The sequence below is a fragment of the Nonomuraea sp. B10E15 genome (genome assembly GCF_039871615.1).
Taxonomy (GTDB): domain Bacteria; phylum Actinomycetota; class Actinomycetes; order Streptosporangiales; family Streptosporangiaceae; genus Nonomuraea.
In genome coordinates, this window is record NZ_JBDPMB010000025.1 from 41,173 (window position 1) to 58,509 (window position 17,337).

Below are 17,337 nucleotides of genomic sequence, written 5' to 3' on the forward strand. Positions count from 1 at the left end.
GCGTCCGCCTCGCTTCCTCCGTGGAGACCGGTCAGGGGAACGGATGGGGGTACGGGTTCAGCTCCGCGGGCCGCAGGTCGCGGTCCCGGTAGCCGAGGAGCCGCGGCAGGCTGAGCAGCCGCGGCAGGCCGTGGACGCGCCGGTAGCGGTGCCCGAAGGTCATGGACATCGTCCCCGGCACGAACACCTTCGCGGCGTGCAGGCCGCATGCCCGCGCCTCCGGCGAGGTGATGTCGACGGCGATCACGTCGAGCCCGCCGGCCAGATAGCGCCCGGCCAGCTCGGCCAGGTCCGCGCAGAGGTCGTCGTGCCCGGGCCAGCCCACCCGGGCCGCCACCTCGGCCACGGTCAGCGAGGATCCTTCGAGCGGCAGGAAGCCCAGCCGGCCGAACGCGTCCGGGTGGCCGTAGACCAGCGGATGGTGCTCCAGCAGCCGCACCTCGTCGGAGTCGGCCGCCAGCCGCGCCGACGACACCGGGTCGTAGCGCTCGACATGGCCGGCCAGCATCGGGACCAGGTCCTCCAGCGCCCGGCGGAGCGCTCGTTCCGGGTCCAGGTGCGAGGCGGACCCGCACAGCGCACGCGGCCGGTCCGGCCGGCCCAGCGCGTCGACGGCCATCACCCAGAACACCGGCACCCGCTGCTCCAGCAGCGCCGCGAACGCGTGCACCTCGTACCCCAGCCGGTCCCGTACCCGCTGGGCGAGCATCGGGATGCGGCGGTCGGCGGCCGAGCCGAGGTCGACCCGCGGGATGGGCATCCGGGCGTACCAGGTGGCCAGGGCCGCGTCCCGCTCCGCCACCTCCAGCAGGCCGTACAGGATCGCCTCCGCCGGGTGGCCTCCCAGGGCGCAGCCGTTGGAGCACTCGTAGGCGAAGCCGAGGTCGTCCGCCGGGCGGGGGCCGAAGAAGGCGTAGCTCTCCGGCACCAGCACCGGGGCGTCGCGGGCGAAGGAGTAGGCCCACACCCAGGTCGTGGGGCGCTCGGGGGCGAAGCGGGTGAACAGGAAACCCGGCTGGTCGTACCAGTCGTCGGGATAGAGGCCCAGCGTGCGCGGGTCGAGGGCCTGGCCGGCGATGTCCACGTACGCGGCGCGTACGGCGGTCCGCCGGCCACGCGGGTGGATGCCCGCGATACGCTCCAGCGCCTCGGCGACGGCGGTGGCCCGAGCGGAGGCGAAGTCGTCGCTGCGGCCGTAGCCGTGGTGACTTTCGTGCTCGGTGCGGGCCGGGCTGAGCCGCGCGACGGCCATCGGGCCGCCGCCGTGCTCCTCCTTGATCAGGGCCTGCACGATGCCGGTCTCCGCGTCGACGAACCGCTGTTCCAGTTCCGACTCCCGGCCGCTGATCCCGCTGACCCGGAAGGTCCCCCGGTCCGGCTTGGGCGCCGGGCGCGAGACGTACCGTCCGGAATGTGGACCGTCGTCAGGGCGCGCCCCGCAGTCCGGGCAGAGCGGGTCCGGCAGGAACGGATGGCGGCGCACCGCGGCCGTCGTCAGGTGGACCTTCAGCAGCGCGCCCACGGTCCGCGCGGAGCCGGTGTCGTGCCGCAGCCGGCGCACCTCGTCGGCGACCAGCGCGGCGACCGTACGTGAGACGAGCGGGGTGAGCAGGGCGTTGGGCCGCGAGTCGAGCTCGGCGGCCCACAAGGCGCGCAGCGCGTCACGTGCCACCGCGTCCGGCCGGTTGCCGGCGCGCCTGCGTCCCACACAGGTCGGGCAGCCGGGCCGGGACGGGCGGACCGACGGGCCCACCAGCACCCAGCCGGCCTCGACACGCACCGGCAGCCACGGCACCTCCCGCCCGGCCGCGCGGCGCGCCACCGCGGGGTACGGCCGCACGTCGTCGGCGTCGCTCGCGACGACGATGGCGCCGCCTCCAGGTCCGGTGGTGAGGGCTTCCCTGATGGCCGCGTGCAGGCGGCCACCGCCCAGGACGGTCACCAGGTCAGGGTCCGGGTCGGACGGGACCGTGGTGATGGTGGCCTCAGCCATCGAGCAGGACGACTCGGGTGACGAAGGGCAGGAGCCTGGCCGCCTCGGGATCGCCGTCGAGCGGCACCGCCACCGGCACCTTGCCCGCGCGGCGCAGCGCCCCGGCCATCGTCCGCACGGCCTGGGACGGGTCGCCGTCCGGCGGCCAGAGGGGACGGGCCCCGGCGTACGCGTGCTGCCGGGTGGTCCTGGACTGCCAGCGCAGCAGCAGCCGTTCCAGGCCGTCGCGCAGCGCGTCCGAGACGGTGGCGGCCACGGACACGAGCGGCTCCCGGCCCGGGACCGTCAGTGCGACGGCGGGCACCCCGAGGACGGCCGTGTGGTCGCGGATCCGCGGGGTCTCACCGGCCAGCGTGAGCTGGCGCAACAGCGCCTCGGCGACCGGGTCTCCCGAAGGTGTCAGCGGCGCGCCCTCCCCTGGGGGGTCCGCCGCCGGTGCCGGGAAGGCGGCCGGGGCGGCTGTGCGAGCCGGGCCGGTGTGGTGTTCGGGAGCGGTGTGGTGATCGGGGGTGGCAGGCAGGCGGGTGGCCAGCAGGTGCTCGCAGTGGGCCCGAAGGCCGGCGGCCAGGGCCTGCGGCCAGCTCAGGCCGGCGCCGGTGCCGACAGGCGGGTGCGGCGTGCCGGTGCCGGCGAGCCGGAGGTCCGCCGCGGGCACGCGGCGAGGCCGCCCGTCCGGCAGTTCCACACCCGACACCACGTCCTCCTCGCCGGGGTCCAGGGCCAGCAGGCCGTACGTGGCGAGGGCGGCGAGCAGGCAGCGCAGCCGGGCTGCGCGCTGGTCCGGCCCCCAGCCGTACGCCATCGGTTGCGGCGCCCACCCGGGCAGCACGCCGAGCGGGTCGGAGACGACCGCCTGGCACACCGCCAGAGGGGACTGCGTGAGCGCCTGCTCGTCCAGCATGCCGAGCAGCCCCAGCCGGGAGCCGACCAGTTCGGCGGTGAGGCCGATCAGTCCTTCCGCGTCGGCGGCGGATGCCGCCTTCTCCGCCGGGAAGGTCCCCGGCGCTCCGGCCAGCGCCTCCGCCAGCCCGCTGATCGCTGCCGTGCCTGCGCCAGGACGGGCGCCCGCCCGGGGATGGGGCAGGAACCGGTGCGGGACCGTGTCGAGAGTGCGCAGGTCCACCCTGGTGAGCATGCGTTCCGAGCCCGTGTCGAGCCCGGTGACGTGAGCGAAGCACGCGAGCGCCGTCATGGCGGCGACCACCGTGGGCACCGGGCCTGACAGCAGGTCCTCCTCCGGTGGGGCCGGAACCGCGGCGGGCAGCCCGGCCAGCCGGTGCCAGCCCGACTCCGCCGCTGTCACCGCGGGCCGTCCCACCTGGCTGAGCCAGACCTCCCCGGAGGCGACGAGGGCCTGCCCCAGCACGACCCCGGCCGCCGCGCACGCGCGGGCCGTCGCCACCAGCTCGTCGAGGTCGGCACTCACCTGGAGCACGACGTCGGCATCGTCGGCGATCGTCCGGCGGACCACGCCGGCGTCGCCGGCGGAGGAGAGCGTCCTGATCTCCTGGCCGGGGTCGCGGCGGGCGGCGTCCGCGGCCCGGACGGCCGCCTCAGGAGCGGGGCAGATCACCGTGACCCGCCGCCACCCCGAGCCGGCACACGCCCCCGCCAGCGCCTCCAGCAGCGGGCCCGCGCCGGTCAGCACGAGGCGGGTGCGCCGTATCCGCTCGAACCGCGACTCCGGCGAGTCGAGCGCGTAGCCGATGAAGGCGATCTCCTCCGCGTACGCACGCAGTTCGGCGCCGGTCAGCCCGTGCGGCCGCGCCTGTCGCGCGTCCACCACGAACCGTTGTTCGGCGAGCTGGCCCACCAGCCGCTCGACCATGGCCCGCCGGTCGCCGGCAAGCTGCGCCGTGAGCTCGGCCAGGGTGTGGCGGCCGGTCAGTGCGGGTGCCAGCCTGGCCAGCCAGGCGTACGCCTGCCGCCCTCGCAGTGTGCACGCACCGTAGTCGCTGTGCACGTAAGCACCGTCGGGGCATTCGACGAACCGTACGTCGTCGCGTAGCTGCGGTCTCATCGCCGGATCGGCGTTTGGGAGCGCTCCCATAACCGCGATGTTAGAAACGGAAACCGTTTATGTAAACCCATAAAACCTCTTTGATGTACATCTGAATCCAGATATAATCGCGAAATTCTGCTTGTGTTCACGGAATGTCACTTACCGGATAAGCCGCCAGGCCGTGAGCATTCTCCGTCACGATGAGCTGCTGGTGACGCGGGCTCAGGGTTCGCGGGCCCGGAGGTACGCGTCCAGCGCGGCGGCGCCCTTGACCATGGCGCGGCCCCGGGAGGACAGGCGGGCCTGCCAGTCGCGCAGGGTCGACTCGAGCGGGGCGACGCCTCCGGCGGAGCGCACCTGAGCGATCAGCGGCGCGATCTGCTCCAGCAGGTAGCCGCCCCGCCGCAGCTGGTGGGCCAGCCGGACGTCCCGTACGTCGGCCGCGCTGTAGACCCGGTAGCCCGTCTGCGGATCGCGGCGCGGCCGGACCAGCCCTGCTTTCTCCCATTTGCGCAGGGTGGCGGGGCGGATGCCGAGCCTCCTGGCCAGCGGGCCGATGAACGTGTCGCCGCGCTCCTGAGGCACGGGCGCCAGATCGCGGAGCGCGGCTTCGACGGCCTGGAGGGTGCGCCGGTCGTCGAGGAGCTGGCCGTGGCTCTCGTCGATGAGCCGCAGCGCGTCCTCGGTGGCGTCCCGGTTGACCGCCCGCATGATCGACGTGGCCGTCTGGTGGCCGTGCGCGGGCGCCAGGGCGAGGAACGCGCGCAGCGCCTGGGCGTGCAGCGGCGTATAGGTGCGGTAGCCGTGGGCGGTGCGTTCGGCGGCGGGCAGGATGCCGGCCTCCTCGTAGTTCCTGACCGCCTGCGTGGACAGGCCGTGCTCGCGCGCCAGGTCCACCGGCCTCATGGATACACCACCGATTGAGAGTTTTCGCGACAGACGGGGGAATTCTGCGGGAAAAGTCTATACCGAATGTTCAACGATACCGTTGAACATATGGATATCAAGGACATCGCCCGGCCGCTCGACGGCGCGGGCGTCTCGGCGTTCCTCCGGTCGTTGCCCGCCCAGCCCCTCCTGCTCGGCCTGGGCGAGGCCAGGCACTTCGTGGGAGAGCTCGGCGAGGCGCGCAACGAGATCTTCCGGCACCTGGTCGAGCACGAGGGCTACCGGTCGTTCGCCATCGAGAGCGACTGTCTCATGGGCCTCGTGGTCGACGAGTATGTCGTGACGGGCGCGGGCACGCTCGACGACGTCATGGAACGCGGCTTCAGCCACAACTTCGGCACGTTCGCGGCCAACCGCGAGCTCGTGCGCTGGATGCGGGCGTACAACGAGGAGCATGACGAAAAGCTCCGGTTCCACGGCTTCGACGGTCCTCTGGAGTACTGGGCGGCGAGCCCGCGCCAGGCGCTCACCGCCCTGTACGCCCTCCTCGACGGGCCGCTGCCCTGCACCAGGGAAACCCTCGACGCGCTGCTGGGCCCGGACGAGCGGTGGGCGAACGAGGCCTCGGCCATGGATCCGTCCCAGTCGATCGGCCGGTCCGCCGACGCCCAGCGGCTGCGCCTGATCGCCGACGACCTGGTGGCGCTGCTCGACACGCAGGCGCCCCGGCTGGGCGCGGAGGAGTGGGAGCGGGCGGCGCTGTACGCGCGCACCGCCACCGGCCTGCTCCGCTACCACTACTGGCTGGCCGACGCCTCCCCGGCACGGTGGACCCGGCTGTCGGCCCTGCGGGACGCGATGATGGCCGCCAACCTGAGCGCCGTCGCCGAGCGCGGCCCGGCCCTGGTCTTCGCCAGCAACCTCCACCTGCAGCGGAACAAGAGCCTCATGCCGTTCGGCGACCAGGTGCTGGAGTGGTGGAGCGCGGGGGCGATCACCGCGAAGCACCTTGGTGACCGGTACGCCTTCCTGGCCTCGGCCTTCGGCGTGGTCGGCGACGACGCCCCGCACCCGGACACCGCCGAGGGCGTCCTGTCCACCCTCCCGTGGGATCAGGCTCTCATCGACGCCCGCCGCCTGGCCGAGGCCGTCACCGAACCTGCCAAGCGCGTTTCCCGCGATTTCGCCTATTTCCCTCTCGACCAGGCCCAGCTCGGCACGATCGACGGCATCGTCTTCGTCAAGCAGGCCGTCAAGCTGGACTGGCCAGGGCGCGCGCCGGCCGCGGACGCCTGACAGCCACGTCCCGCGGTCGCCGAAGGCGCTTCCCCGCACTCCGGCCGAGCACGCGATGATGGACCGACCGTCACCGCCGCCGGCGGGAGGGCACGGTCACCAAGGACCACAGGTGACCAAGGCCTTCGGGGAGGACACCGTGAACGTGAAGCGCGTCGGCATCATCGGCGTCGGCGAGATCGGCCGAGCCATCGTGACGGGACTGTGTGACGGAGGTGACACCTCCCCGGAGGTGTTCCTCTCTCCTCGGGGAGCCCGTACGGCCGCGGAGCTGTCCGAGCGCTACGAGGGTGTGCAGGTGTGCGCCGCCAACCAGGTGGTGGTGGACCGTTCGGAGCTGGTGATCATCGCCGTACGCCCTCATGACCGGTCCGAGGCGCTGGCCGGGCTGAGGGTGGACGACGACAAGATCGTGGTCAACGTGATGACCGGCGTCGGGAACGACGACCTGCGCCGGATGCTCGCCACCGACGCCCCCTTGGTGCGGGCCATTCCCCTGCCCGCCATCCGCGAGCGCGCCTCCGTCACGGTGACGTGCCCGTCGCACCCGGTGGTCGACTCTCTCTTCGACCACCTGGGAGGGGTTCTCCCGGTCGAGGACGAGGCGGCCTTCAACGTCTTCTCCGCGCTGACCGGAACGCTCACCACCCACTACTGGTACGTCGCCACGCTCACGTCGTGGGCCGTCGGCCGCGGCGTCCCCTCCGACGTCGCGGACCGCTACGTGCGCAGCCTCTTCCAGGGCGTCGGGCGTGCCCTGAGCGACGAGTCCCGTTCCCTGCACCAGCTCGCGGGCGACCACGAGACCCCGAGGGGGAACAACGAACGCATCCGCACCACGTGGTTCACCGCCGCCAACGCCGAAGCCCTCGGCCGTGCCCTCGACGACCTGGTCGCCCACCTCGAGAGCCGGTAGCGGGACCGGCGGCGGTCAGGCGGCGGCGCGGTCGCTGACGGGCCGGCGGCGAAGGCCCGCCTGCTGGAGAGCCGGCGGCACGTGGACCTGGTCGAGCGCGCCGACGTCGGCGCCCGGCGGGACGATCTCGTCGATCCGGTCGAGGATGTCGTCGCCGAGTGCCACGTCGACGCCGGCGAGAAGGTCGTCGAGGTGGCTCATCGTGCGCGGCCCGACGATCGCGCTGGTCACCCCGGGATGAACGATCGCGAACGCCATGGCGAGGTGGGTCATCGGCAGGCCCGCCTCCCCGGCGAGCGAGACGAACCGTTCGACGACGTCGAGCCGGCGCTCGTCGTTGAGGTGCCGGAAGAAGCCGGCGCGACGGAGCTCGTTCGGCCGGCCCTTGCGGACGCGCCCCGTGAGCAGCCCCTGCCCGAGCGACCCCCACACCAGCGTGCCCATCCCGTGGCGCTGGGCGACCGGCAGCACCTCGCGTTCGATGCCGCGGTCGAGCAGGGAGTACGGCGGCTGCTCGGTGTGGAAGCGCGCCAGAGCGCGCCGCTCGCCGGCCCACTGGGCTTCGACGATGTCGGACGCCGGCATCGTGGACGTGCCGATCGCGCGGACCTTCCCGCTGCGGATCAGGTCGGAGAGCGCGGACAGCGTCTCCTCGATGTCGGTGGCGGGGTCGGGCCGCTGGATCTGGTAGAGGTCGATGTGGTCGGTCTGCAGGCGGCGCAGCGAGTTCTCGACCGCGGTCATGATCCAGCGCCGCGAGGCGCCCTGCTGGTTGGGGTCGTCACCCATCGGGCGGCTCACCTTGGTCGCGAGGACGACATTGTCCCGTCGCCCCTTGAGCGCCTTGCCGACGACCTCTTCGGAGTCGCCGTAGGCGTCGGCGGTGTCGATGACGTTGATCCCCGCGTCCAGCGCCTTGTGGATGATGCGGGCCGAGTCGCCGGGGTCGGGGTTGCCGACGGACGTGGCGAACATCAAGGCGCCGAGCGCATAGGGGCTGACCTTGATCCCGGTCCGGCCGAGCGTGCGGTAGTGCATGGCGAGATATGCCCTTCTCCGTGAATGAACGTGGGGCACCCCTCCGGGGCGTGCCGGTTCCCAGCGTGCGGCGGTACGGGCGGCGGCGGGAGAGACGCCCTTGTCCGGGGACGGGCCGTCCCTGGCTGCGCCACGGCGTACCGGGCATGGTGGAAGCGTGGACAGAACCGAACTTGCCGACTTCCTGCGCCGCTGCCGTACCCGCCTCGCCCCTGCCGACGTCGGGCTGTCGCAGGGCGCGCGGCGCCGCACCCCCGGACTGCGCCGCGAGGAAGTGGCGCAGCTGGCGGGCATGTCCACCGACCACTACACGCGGCTTGAGCAGGCCAGGGGCTCGCGCCCGTCCCGCCAGATGCTCGCCGCCGTCGCCCGCGCGCTGCGGCTGACCGGCGACGAACGCGACCACCTCTTCCACCTGGCCGGCGAGGAGCCGCCGCGCAACACCCGGCCGGCCACGGAGCACGTACGTCCCGGCCTGCTTCTCGTCCTCGACCGGCTGACCGACACTCCCGCCCAGGTGCTGAGCGACCGCGGCGACATCCTCGCCCAGAACGCGATGGCCAAGGCGCTGCACGGCGACGCCTCCGCCCTCCCCGAGGCGGACCGCAACATCGCGTGGCGCTTCTTCACGGACCCGGCCGCGCGGGAGCTCTTCCCGGCCGAGGACCGTGAGCGTGCCGCCCGCACGGCGGTGGCGGATCTGCGTGCCACGCTCGCCCGCCGCCAGGACGACGTACGGCTGGCCGGGCTCGTACGCCGGCTCCGCGCCCGCAGCGAGGAGTTCGCGACGCTGTGGGACAGCCACCACGTGGCCGTGCGCCGCGCCGACGTCAAGCGTTACCTGCACCCGGTCGTCGGCCTGCTGGAGCTGGACTGCGAGGTGCTGGCGAACCCGGAGCACGATCAGCGGCTGATCATCTACTCCGCCCGTCCGGGCAGCAGGTCCTACGAGCGGCTGGAACTGCTGCGCGTGGTCGGCCTCCAGGACCTGGCCCACGGACGGGCGACACGTACGTGACGACCTGCGTCCCGGACGACGGGGGAGGCGGCGGTCCGGCATGACGGCGCGGTCGCCGGGGAGAGGGGGGAGACGACGGAACAGGAGGACGGCCGTGGACTGGACGCTGCGCGAAACATTCGACACGCCCGACGGGACCATACGATGGGCGGTCATGGGCCGCGGCGACCCCGTCGTGCTCGTGCACGGCACCCCGTACTCGTCCTTCCTGTGGCGGGATGTCGCGCCGGCGCTGGCTCTCACCCGTAGGGTCTTCGTCTTCGACCATCTCGGGTTCGGCCGGTCGGACCAGCACGAGGGCCAGGACCTCGGCCTCGCGGCTCATGCCAGGAACTTCCGGCGGCTGCTGGACCACTGGGAGGTGTCCCGCCCGAGCGTGGTCGCCCACGACATCGGCGGCGCGGTCGCGTTGCGGGCCCTGCTGCTGGAAGGAGCGGACTTCGGGGATCTCACCCTCTTCGACGCGGTGAGCGGCGGCCAGTGGGAGAGAGGACTCTTCCAGCTCATCCTCAAGCAGGCGGAGGTCTTCGAGCAGCTTCCCGGTTACGCGCACGAGGCCCTGGTGGCCGGCCACCTGCGCCACGCCACGCATGCCGGCTTCCGGCCAGGGGTCCTCGACGCCTTCCTGGCGCCGTGGCGGGGCGCTCAGGGGCAGGCCGCGTTCTACCGCCAGTACAGCCAGATCAGGCAGGCGGACACGGCCGGCTACGAGCAGCTGCTGGGCGGGATCCCGGTGCCGGTGCGCCTCATCTGGGGCCGTGAGGATCGCATCCTTCCCCCGGAGCACGCCCAGTGGTTGCGCGAGAGGATCCCGCACGCCGAGCTCCACTGGATCGAGGGGGCCGGTCACCTCCTTCAGGAGGACGCGCCGGCGCGCTTGACGGCCCACCTCACCGCGGGGTTCCGGCCCGGCTCACGCCACGAGGGCGGCGGGTAGCGGCGCGCGGTCAGGGACGCCGCCGAGCCCGACGTCACCCCGACGCCACCAGGTCGTCACGGACGACTGACAGGGCGACCTCCCGGTGCGCGTCGTGTTCGGCGAGGCGCGCCACGAGGGACTCCCGCACGTGGCGGTAGGTGTCGGATCCGAGCGGCAGCCGCAAGGGGACCTCGCGGCTGTCCACCAGGTCGATCATCGCGCGGGCGATCTTCTCCGGGTCGTTGTCCAGGGGGAAGGTGCCGTCCGCGAGGGCTCGTCTGGTGTCGCCCGCGGGTGTCCGGTCGTACTCGGCCATGGGCGGCGCGGTGGCCAGCGCGCCGCCGAACCCGGTCGGTGTCGCGCCGGGCTCGACGATGGTCAGGCCGATGCCGAACGGCTCGATCTCGCGAGCGACGGTCTCGCAGAAACCCTCGATGCCCCACTTGGAGGCGTGGTAGTAGCCGAAGTTCGGGTACGTGGTCTGCCCGCCTGCGGTGGAGACCTGCAGGATGCGGCCGTGCCCTTGGGCGCGCAGGTGCGGCAGCGCGGCCCGGATCACGTGGATCGAGCCGAGCAGGTTCGTCTCGATCACCTGCCGGATCTGCTCGTCGGCGGCCTCCTCGACCGAGGCGAAGACGCCGAACCCGGCGTTGTTGACCACCACGTCGATCGTGCCGAGGGTCGCGAACGCCTCGTCCACGACGTGCCGGACCCGGGCCGCGTCGGTGACGTCGAGCCGGGCCACCCAGAGACGCTCGCCGTGGGCGGCGCGAAGGTCGTCGAGAGCCTCCGGCCGGCGAAGCGTCGCGGCGACCCGATCGCCCCGCGCCAGCAGCCGCTCGGTGAGGAGCCGGCCGAAACCTGAGGACGTGCCGGTGATGAACCACGTTCTGGACATGGGCTCTTTCCTTCCGTCAGCGTGTCGCACCGACGGTATGAGTTCGAGTCTACTCGAAGTCAAACGCGTACACTGGGCCGCATGACGGCTGCTGCGGAAACGATGTTGAGCATCGGCGAAGTCAGCGCGCTGACCGGCCTGACGACGCACACGTTGCGCTTCTACGAGCAGGAGGGCCTGTTCGTCGAGGCGGTGCGCCGCAACGCCGCGGGGCGGCGGGTGTTCACCGAGCAGGAAGTCGGGTGGTTGCGGGTCTGCGCGAAGCTGCGCTCCTCGGGGATGCCTCTGTCGGACATCCGCCGGTACGCCGAACTGGTCAGGAAGGGCGCGGGCACCGAGACGGAACGGTTCGAGATCCTGCGCCTGCACGAGGCCAGGGTGCGGCAACAGGTAGCCGACCTGCAGGAGGCGCTGGACGTGATCCAGGCGAAGGTCGCGCTGTACGCCGACCATCTCGCCGCGGGCTCCGCCGGCACGCTGTGGCGCGACGGTCCCGACTGCACCCCGGCCCGCCAGGTCTCCTGATCGGAGGGGGTCCTCCTCGCGGAATTGGTCCTGAAATACCCTGAATAATCGGCCCTTATCGCGGGTACCAATTCCTGTCAGCCTGAGGGGCATGACAACGACAGCGACCCGCTTCGACGGCCGGCTCCTCACACCTGGCGACGCCGGCTACGACACCGCCCGGACAGTCTGGAACGCCATGGTCGACCGGCGGCCACGCATGATCCTCCGTGCGGCCGGCGTGGCCGACGTGGTCGCCGCCGTGCGGCTGGCCCGGGAACTGGACCTCGAGATCGGCGTGCGCTGCGGCGGCCACAACGTCGCCGGCTTCGCCGTTCCCGACGGCGGCCTCATGATCGACCTGACGCCGATGGGCGGCGTGCGGATCGACCCGGCCCGTCGCCGGGCCCGGGTGCAGGGCGGCGCGCTGCTCGGCGCGCTGGACCGGGCGGCCCAGGCGCACGGCCTGGCCACCACCGCCGGCAACGTCTCGCACACCGGCGTCGGCGGGCTCACGCTCGGCGGCGGCATGGGCTGGCTGGCCCGCCAGTACGGCCTGGCCTGCGACAACGTCGTCTCCTACACGATGGTCACCGCCGAGGGGCACGTGGTGACCGCGAGCCGCGAGCAGAACCCCGACCTGTTCTGGGGCCTGCGCGGCGGCGGCGGCAACTTCGGCATCGTCACCGAGTTCGAGTTCCGGCTGCATCGCACCGGCACGCGTGCGCTGGTCGCCGAGTTCGACTTCCGCGCAGAGGACGCCGTCCCGGCCATCGAGGGCTGGCGTGACCTGAACGCCGTCGCGCCCCGGCAGGCGACGTTCACCGCCGGCGTCGCCGGCGGTCCCGCCGGCCCGATCGCCACGCTGGGGTTCGTGTGGGCCGGGGACCCGGCCGAGGGCCGCCGGCTGCTGCCCGCGATGCGGGCGCTCGGGCGTCCCGTCGCGTCGCGCGTCACCACGCCGTCGTACCTCGAACTCCAGCGACGCGACGACTCCACCGGCGGACACGCCTACCGCCGCTACTCCAAGGGCCACTACCTGCGGCGATTCCCCACCGCGGCGATCGAGGCGTTCCTGCTGCGCGGCGGCGCCGACCTGAGCGCGAGCCCGTACCTGCCGGGCGTCGGCCTGCAGGCGCACGGCGGCGCGATCGACGACGTCCCGGAGGCGGACGCGGCGTTCAGCCACCGCGGCACGATGTTCGAGTTCGGCGCCGGTTCCCGCTGGACCGACCCGGCCGAGGACGACGCCAGGATGGGCGCCGCCCGCGACGCCGGCGCCGCACTCGAACCGTACGCGAGCGGGGTGTACGTCAACTCGTTGACCGCCGACGAGATGGCCGACGGGCGGCGCGGCATCCGGCGGGCGTACTCGGCCGCGAAGCTGGCCCGGCTGACCGCGGTGAAGACCGCGTACGACCCGGCCAACGTCTTCCACCTGAACCAGAACATCCGCCCGGCGGACTGATGCGCATGCCCTGGGCGGGCCGCCGGCGCGGCGGGTCAGGCCCCGCGTGCCTCCCGGACGGCCGTCGCCAGCAGCGCGACCCCCTCGGCGATGGCGCTCTCGCCGAGGACGGCGTAGCCGAAGATGAGGCCACCCGGTCCGCCGCCGGAGATCCGGTACGGGCCGACGCCGCGGATGCCGAGCCCGTGCCGGGCGGCGGCCGTCACCACCGCCGTCTCGTCGAGGCCGGGCGGGAGCCAGGCGACCACATGCTGCCCGGCGGCGACCCCCGCCGGCTCCAGATCGGGCAGGTGGGTGCGCAGGGCGTCCAGCAGCGCGTCACGGCGGCGGCGGTACACCGGACGCATCCGGCGCAGGTGGCGGTCGAACTCGCCGCGCGCCAGGAAGTCGGCGAACGTCAACTGGTCGATGACCGGTGAACCGCGGTCGGCGAGCACCTTCGCCGCGGTGACGTCGGCGACCAGCCGGGGAGGCACCACCAGCCAGCCGAGCCGCAGCCCCGGCGCGAGCGTCTTGCTGGCCGTGCCGCAGTAGACGACATGATCGGGCGCCAGGCCCTGCATGGCGCCCACCGGCGACCGGTCGTAGCGGTATTCGGCGTCGTAGTCGTCCTCGACCACCATCGCGCCGCGACGCTTCGCCCAGCGGATCACCGCTGCCCTCGCCGCGGCCGACAACACCCCTCCGGTGGGCCACTGGTGCGACGGCGTGAGCACGACCGCATCGGCGTCGGCCCGCTGGAGCGCATCGACCTGGACGCCGGCCGGGCCCACCGGGACGCCGACCACGTCCAGGCCGGCGGCGCCGGCCAGCACCCGGGCGTCGTCGTTGGACGACGGGTCCTCCAGGGCGATGCGCCTGGCGCCGCGCTGGACGAGCACCTGGATGAGCAGCCCGACGCCCTGCCCGTAGCCGTTGCAGATCACCACGTTGCCGGGGACGGCGGCCGTGCCGCGCACCCGGTTGAGGTAGTCGCACAGGGCCTCGTGCAGTTCGGGCACGCCACGCCCGTCGAGGTAGGCGAACCGGTCGTTGGGCGCGGTGGTGAGCACGGCACGAACCGAGCGCAACCAGGCGGCCCGCGGGAACTGCGACACGTCGGTGCGCCCGTACCCGAAGTCGACCCTGATGCCGGCGCCACGCGCGGCCGGCCGCGCCGTCGACGCCGCGGTGCGCGCACCGGCGGCGGGCGGCATCGACGCGGCGACCTGGGTGTAGCCGCCCGACCGGCTGGCGAGGTAGCCCTCGGCCACGAGTTGCTGGTAGGCCTCCACGACCACCCCGCGGGAAACCCCGAGGCCGGCCGCGAGGGTGCGGGTCGGCGGCAGCGACGCGCCCGCCCGCAGCCGGCCGGCCCGGACGCTCGCCCGGATGGACGCCTCGATCTGCCGGTGCAGGGGCACCCCGGCGTCGCGGTCGAGCTCGATCAGCAGGTCCTCGGCCGGCCCGGAACCGGCCCTCGATCGCCCCACAACATCGGACCCTATCGGCGTGCACCGGCTCCTGCCAGGTCTAGCTGGTGGCGCGCCAGGACAGGGACAGGCCGGTGGCGGCGCGTTCGGTGCGGATCTCCATCATGGTGCCCAGGATGGTGGCATGGTCGGACACCAGGGGAACGGCGTCGGGCGTGTAGGTGATCCGGGTGCTGACGAGCACGGGGCTGCCCTCGGGCTCGTGGAGGCGGCGGGCGGCGGCGGGGCCGAGCAGGTCCGGCCGGACCACCTCCGACGCCCGGGCGACCGCCACTCCCGCGTCGGCGAGGGCGGTGTAGAGGGAGACGGCGGTGAAGTCGCGGTCGCGGATCTGGTCGGCCACCGGCCGGCGGACCCAGGACACCTGGTGGACGGCGGGACGGCCGGCGAACTCGCGCACCCGTTCCAGCCGCAGGGCGGTGTCGCCGGGACGCAGCCGCAGCTCCGCGGCGATCGGGGCCGGGGCCCGGCGCATCGCCCGCCCGGCCACCACGGTGCGCACGGCGTGGCCCTGCTCGCGCAGATCGTCGGCCAGGCTGCGGAGCGAGCCGAGCTGGTACGCCAGATGGGGCGGGGCCACGTACGTGCCCTTGCCGGGCCGCTGCACGATCAGCCTCTCGTCGCTGAGCTCCCGCAACGCCTGGCGCAGCGTCATGAGGGTCACCCCGTAGGAGGCGCTCAGCTCCCGCTGCGGCGGCAGGGCCTCTCCGGGTGCGTAGTGTCCCGACCGGATCTTCGCGGCGAGGTCGGCGGCGATGGCGCGGTATCTCGCCTCGTGCCCGGCGTCGGGGGTCATCGTGGTGCGTCACTCCTGGTCGAGGGCCCGCCGCAGGGTCGCGAGGAAGGCCAGCAGATCGTCCGGACCCGCCCCGTCGAGCACCCGCCGCATGACCGCGGCGCCGACCACCACGCCGTCGGCGTGCCGGCCGGCTTCCCGCGCCTGGTCGGGCGTGGAAATGCCAAATCCTAGCAAGACCGGCCGGCCGGTGCCCCGCCTGATCCGCGCGGCGAGCTCCGCCGCCGAGCCGGCGAGTCCGGCCCGCTCGCCGGTGGTGCCCATCAGCGACACCGCGTAGACGAATCCGCGGCTGCGGCGCGAGATCTCCTGCAACCTCGGCTCCGGCGTGGCCGGCGACGCCAGCAGGACCAGCTCGATCCCGGCGGCGGCGGCCACCTCGGTCAGCTCGTCCGCCTCGTGCACCGGCAGGTCGGGCACGATCAGACCGCTGACGCCGGCCCGGCGCAGCGCGGCGCAGAACGCCTCGCCCCCGTCGTGCAGCACCAGGTTGTAGTAGGTGCTGGCGACCAGGGGCACGCCCAGATCCGGGACTCCGGCCAGGCCGGCGAGGATCCGGCGGGTGCTCGCCCCCCGGGCCAGCGCCGTGTCGTTCGCCTGCTGGATGGTGACGCCGTCCAGCGTGGGGTCGGAGAAGGGCAGGCCGACCTCGATCGCGTCCGCGCCGGCGGCGGCGAACGCCCGCAGGTAGTCCGTCCACCCGGGCGTGATCTCCCCGGTGACGTACGGCATGAGCAGGCCGCGGCCGGCGTCCCGGCGGGCGCGCAGGTGGTGTTCGACCGCCCCCGCGGCCAGGGTGGGGTTCGTCATACCAGCTCCTTCAGCGTGGAGGTGTCCTTGTCGCCCCGGCCGGACAACGTCATCAGCACCGTCGACCCGGCGGGCAGCTCGCCGCCGCCCGCGGCCCGGATCACCCAGGCCAGGGCGTGCGCCGATTCGAGCGCCGGGACGATGCCCTCGGTGCGCGCCAGGCGCACCGCCGCGCCGGCGGCCTCGTCGTCGGTCACCGTGACGTACCGGGCCCGGCCCAGATCGCGGAGGTGGGCGTGCTCGGGGCCGACCCCCGGGTAGTCGAGCCCGGCGGCGATGGAGTGCGCCGGGGTGATCTGCCCGTCGTCGTCCTGCAGGAACAGCGAGCGGCAGCCGTGCAGGACGCCGGGCCGGCCGCGGGCCGCTCCGGCGCCGCCCTCCGCCTCGACGCCGACCAGGCGCGCCGGGGTGTCGGCGAATCCGGCGAACGTGCCGGCCGCGTTGGAGCCGCCGCCCACGCACGCGACCACGAGGTCCGGCACGCCGGTCCGCAGCTCGGCCGCGCACTGCCCGCGGGCCTCCTCGCCGATGACCCGCTGGAACTCCCTGACCATCCACGGGTACGGATCCGGTCCGATGACCGAGCCGACGCAGTAGTGGGAGTCGCCCGTGACGCCCACCCAGTGCCGCATGGCCTGGCTGGTCGCGTCCTTGAGGGTGCGGCTGCCCGTGGTCACCGGGACCACCTCGGCGCCCAGCATGCGCATCCGGAAGACGTTCAGTGCCTGCCGCTCGATGTCGCGCTCGCCCATGAACACCGTGGCCTCCAGCCCGAGCAGCGCGGCGGCGGTCGCGGTGGCCACCCCGTGCTGGCCCGCCCCCGTCTCGGCGATCAGCCTGCGCCGTCCCATCCGCGCGGCGAGGAGGGCCTGGCCCAGCACGTTGTTGATCTTGTGCGATCCGGTGTGGGCGAGGTCCTCGCGCTTGAGGTACAGCTGCACGCCCAGCGCCCGCGACAGCCGCCTGGCCGGTGTGAGCGGGGTCGGACGTCCGGCGTTCAGGGCGAGCAGTTCCGCCAGGTCGCCGCGGAACCCCGGGTCCGCCCACGCCTCCCTGAACGCCTCCTCCACCTCGCGGCACGCCTCCACCAGCGACTCCGGCGCGAACCGCCCGCCGAACGCGCCGAACCGGCCCCGCGCCCCCGGCTCGCCCATCGTCCCCGTCGATGGGACGGGCTCCCGTCCTGACGACACGTATCGCATCCCGTGCTCACCTCGTTCTATAACTCTTGGATGAGTTCTATAACAGTGAGCATGGCACGTGTGGCGCGGGACCGGCAAGGGGGAACTCGCCGCTCCCGGTCATGACGCCCTCCGCGG

The 17,337-nt window shown here is 73.5% G+C and carries 15 protein-coding genes; 6 read left to right on the forward strand and 9 right to left on the reverse strand.

Annotated features, from left to right (window positions below):
* Window positions 1–31: 31 nt before the first annotated feature.
* From ABGB14_RS41955 to ABGB14_RS41965, 3 genes are all read right to left on the reverse strand, one after another.
* Window positions 32–1,993 (reverse strand): TOMM precursor leader peptide-binding protein, encoded by a 1,962-nt coding sequence (locus ABGB14_RS41955; protein WP_347649450.1) that lies wholly within the window; start codon window positions 1,991–1,993, stop codon window positions 32–34.
* Window positions 1,986–4,043 carry a hypothetical protein gene (locus ABGB14_RS41960; RefSeq protein ID WP_347649451.1) on the reverse strand — a complete coding sequence of 686 codons (2,058 nt, stop codon included), beginning with the start codon at window positions 4,041–4,043 and terminating at the stop codon, window positions 1,986–1,988. The genes ABGB14_RS41955 and ABGB14_RS41960 overlap by 8 nt, the downstream gene beginning before the upstream one ends.
* A gap of 174 nt (window positions 4,044–4,217) precedes the next feature.
* Window positions 4,218–4,901 carry a TioE family transcriptional regulator gene (locus ABGB14_RS41965; RefSeq protein WP_347649452.1) on the reverse strand — a complete coding sequence of 228 codons (684 nt, stop codon included), beginning with the start codon at window positions 4,899–4,901 and terminating at the stop codon, window positions 4,218–4,220.
* A 90-nt stretch (window positions 4,902–4,991) separates the two neighbouring features.
* Between ABGB14_RS41965 and ABGB14_RS41970 the strand changes: the two genes are divergently transcribed.
* Both ABGB14_RS41970 and ABGB14_RS41975 read left to right on the forward strand, forming a co-directional pair.
* Complete coding sequence (locus ABGB14_RS41970) at window positions 4,992–6,179, forward strand: erythromycin esterase family protein (RefSeq protein ID WP_347649453.1); 1,188 nt, start codon at window positions 4,992–4,994, stop codon at window positions 6,177–6,179.
* A gap of 112 nt (window positions 6,180–6,291) precedes the next feature.
* Window positions 6,292–7,095 carry an NAD(P)-binding domain-containing protein gene (locus ABGB14_RS41975; protein ID WP_347649454.1) on the forward strand — a complete coding sequence of 268 codons (804 nt, stop codon included), beginning with the start codon at window positions 6,292–6,294 and terminating at the stop codon, window positions 7,093–7,095.
* Window positions 7,096–7,110: 15 nt separating this feature from the next.
* On the opposite strand, the gene ABGB14_RS41980 is transcribed toward ABGB14_RS41975, so the two are convergent.
* Window positions 7,111–8,133, reverse strand: a complete 1,023-nt coding sequence (locus tag ABGB14_RS41980; RefSeq protein ID WP_347649455.1) for an aldo/keto reductase — start codon at window positions 8,131–8,133, stop codon at window positions 7,111–7,113.
* Window positions 8,134–8,290: 157 nt separating this feature from the next.
* Between ABGB14_RS41980 and ABGB14_RS41985 the strand changes: the two genes are divergently transcribed.
* Both ABGB14_RS41985 and ABGB14_RS41990 read left to right on the forward strand, forming a co-directional pair.
* The gene (locus ABGB14_RS41985; RefSeq protein ID WP_347649456.1) at window positions 8,291–9,151 is read left to right on the forward strand and encodes a helix-turn-helix transcriptional regulator; all 861 of its coding nucleotides are present in this window, start codon (window positions 8,291–8,293) and stop codon (window positions 9,149–9,151) included.
* A 94-nt stretch (window positions 9,152–9,245) separates the two neighbouring features.
* The gene (locus ABGB14_RS41990) at window positions 9,246–10,088 is read left to right on the forward strand and encodes an alpha/beta hydrolase (RefSeq protein WP_347649457.1); all 843 of its coding nucleotides are present in this window, start codon (window positions 9,246–9,248) and stop codon (window positions 10,086–10,088) included.
* A 34-nt stretch (window positions 10,089–10,122) separates the two neighbouring features.
* On the opposite strand, the gene ABGB14_RS41995 is transcribed toward ABGB14_RS41990, so the two are convergent.
* Entirely contained in the window at window positions 10,123–10,968 is an 846-nt protein-coding gene (locus tag ABGB14_RS41995) for an SDR family oxidoreductase (RefSeq protein ID WP_347649458.1), read from the reverse strand.
* Window positions 10,969–11,049: 81 nt separating this feature from the next.
* Here ABGB14_RS41995 and ABGB14_RS42000 point away from each other — a divergent pair, with 81 nt between their 5' ends.
* Together ABGB14_RS42000 and ABGB14_RS42005 are read left to right on the forward strand one after the other, a co-directional pair.
* Window positions 11,050–11,493, forward strand: a complete 444-nt coding sequence (locus ABGB14_RS42000; RefSeq protein ID WP_347649459.1) for a MerR family transcriptional regulator — start codon at window positions 11,050–11,052, stop codon at window positions 11,491–11,493.
* Window positions 11,494–11,584: 91 nt separating this feature from the next.
* Window positions 11,585–12,940, forward strand: coding sequence for an FAD-dependent oxidoreductase (locus tag ABGB14_RS42005; RefSeq protein WP_347649460.1), 1,356 nt, complete (start codon window positions 11,585–11,587; stop codon window positions 12,938–12,940).
* Window positions 12,941–12,975: 35 nt separating this feature from the next.
* Here the strand turns inward: ABGB14_RS42005 and ABGB14_RS42010 are convergent, their stop codons facing one another.
* From ABGB14_RS42010 to trpB, 4 genes are read right to left on the reverse strand one after another with little or no spacing between them, the layout of a single operon-like run.
* Window positions 12,976–14,412: a PLP-dependent aminotransferase family protein gene (locus ABGB14_RS42010; RefSeq protein WP_347649461.1), complete on the reverse strand. Its 1,437-nt coding sequence runs from the start codon at window positions 14,410–14,412 to the stop codon at window positions 12,976–12,978.
* Between the two features lie 40 nt (window positions 14,413–14,452).
* Complete coding sequence (locus ABGB14_RS42015; protein WP_347649462.1) at window positions 14,453–15,208, reverse strand: GntR family transcriptional regulator; 756 nt, start codon at window positions 15,206–15,208, stop codon at window positions 14,453–14,455.
* Between the two features lie 9 nt (window positions 15,209–15,217).
* On the reverse strand, window positions 15,218–16,018 hold the full coding sequence (trpA, locus tag ABGB14_RS42020; protein WP_347649463.1) for a tryptophan synthase subunit alpha: 801 nt from the start codon (window positions 16,016–16,018) through the stop codon (window positions 15,218–15,220).
* Window positions 16,015–17,220, reverse strand: a complete 1,206-nt coding sequence (gene trpB, locus ABGB14_RS42025; protein WP_347649464.1) for a tryptophan synthase subunit beta — start codon at window positions 17,218–17,220, stop codon at window positions 16,015–16,017. The genes trpA and trpB overlap by 4 nt, the downstream gene beginning before the upstream one ends.
* Between the last annotated feature and the right edge of the window lie 117 nt (window positions 17,221–17,337).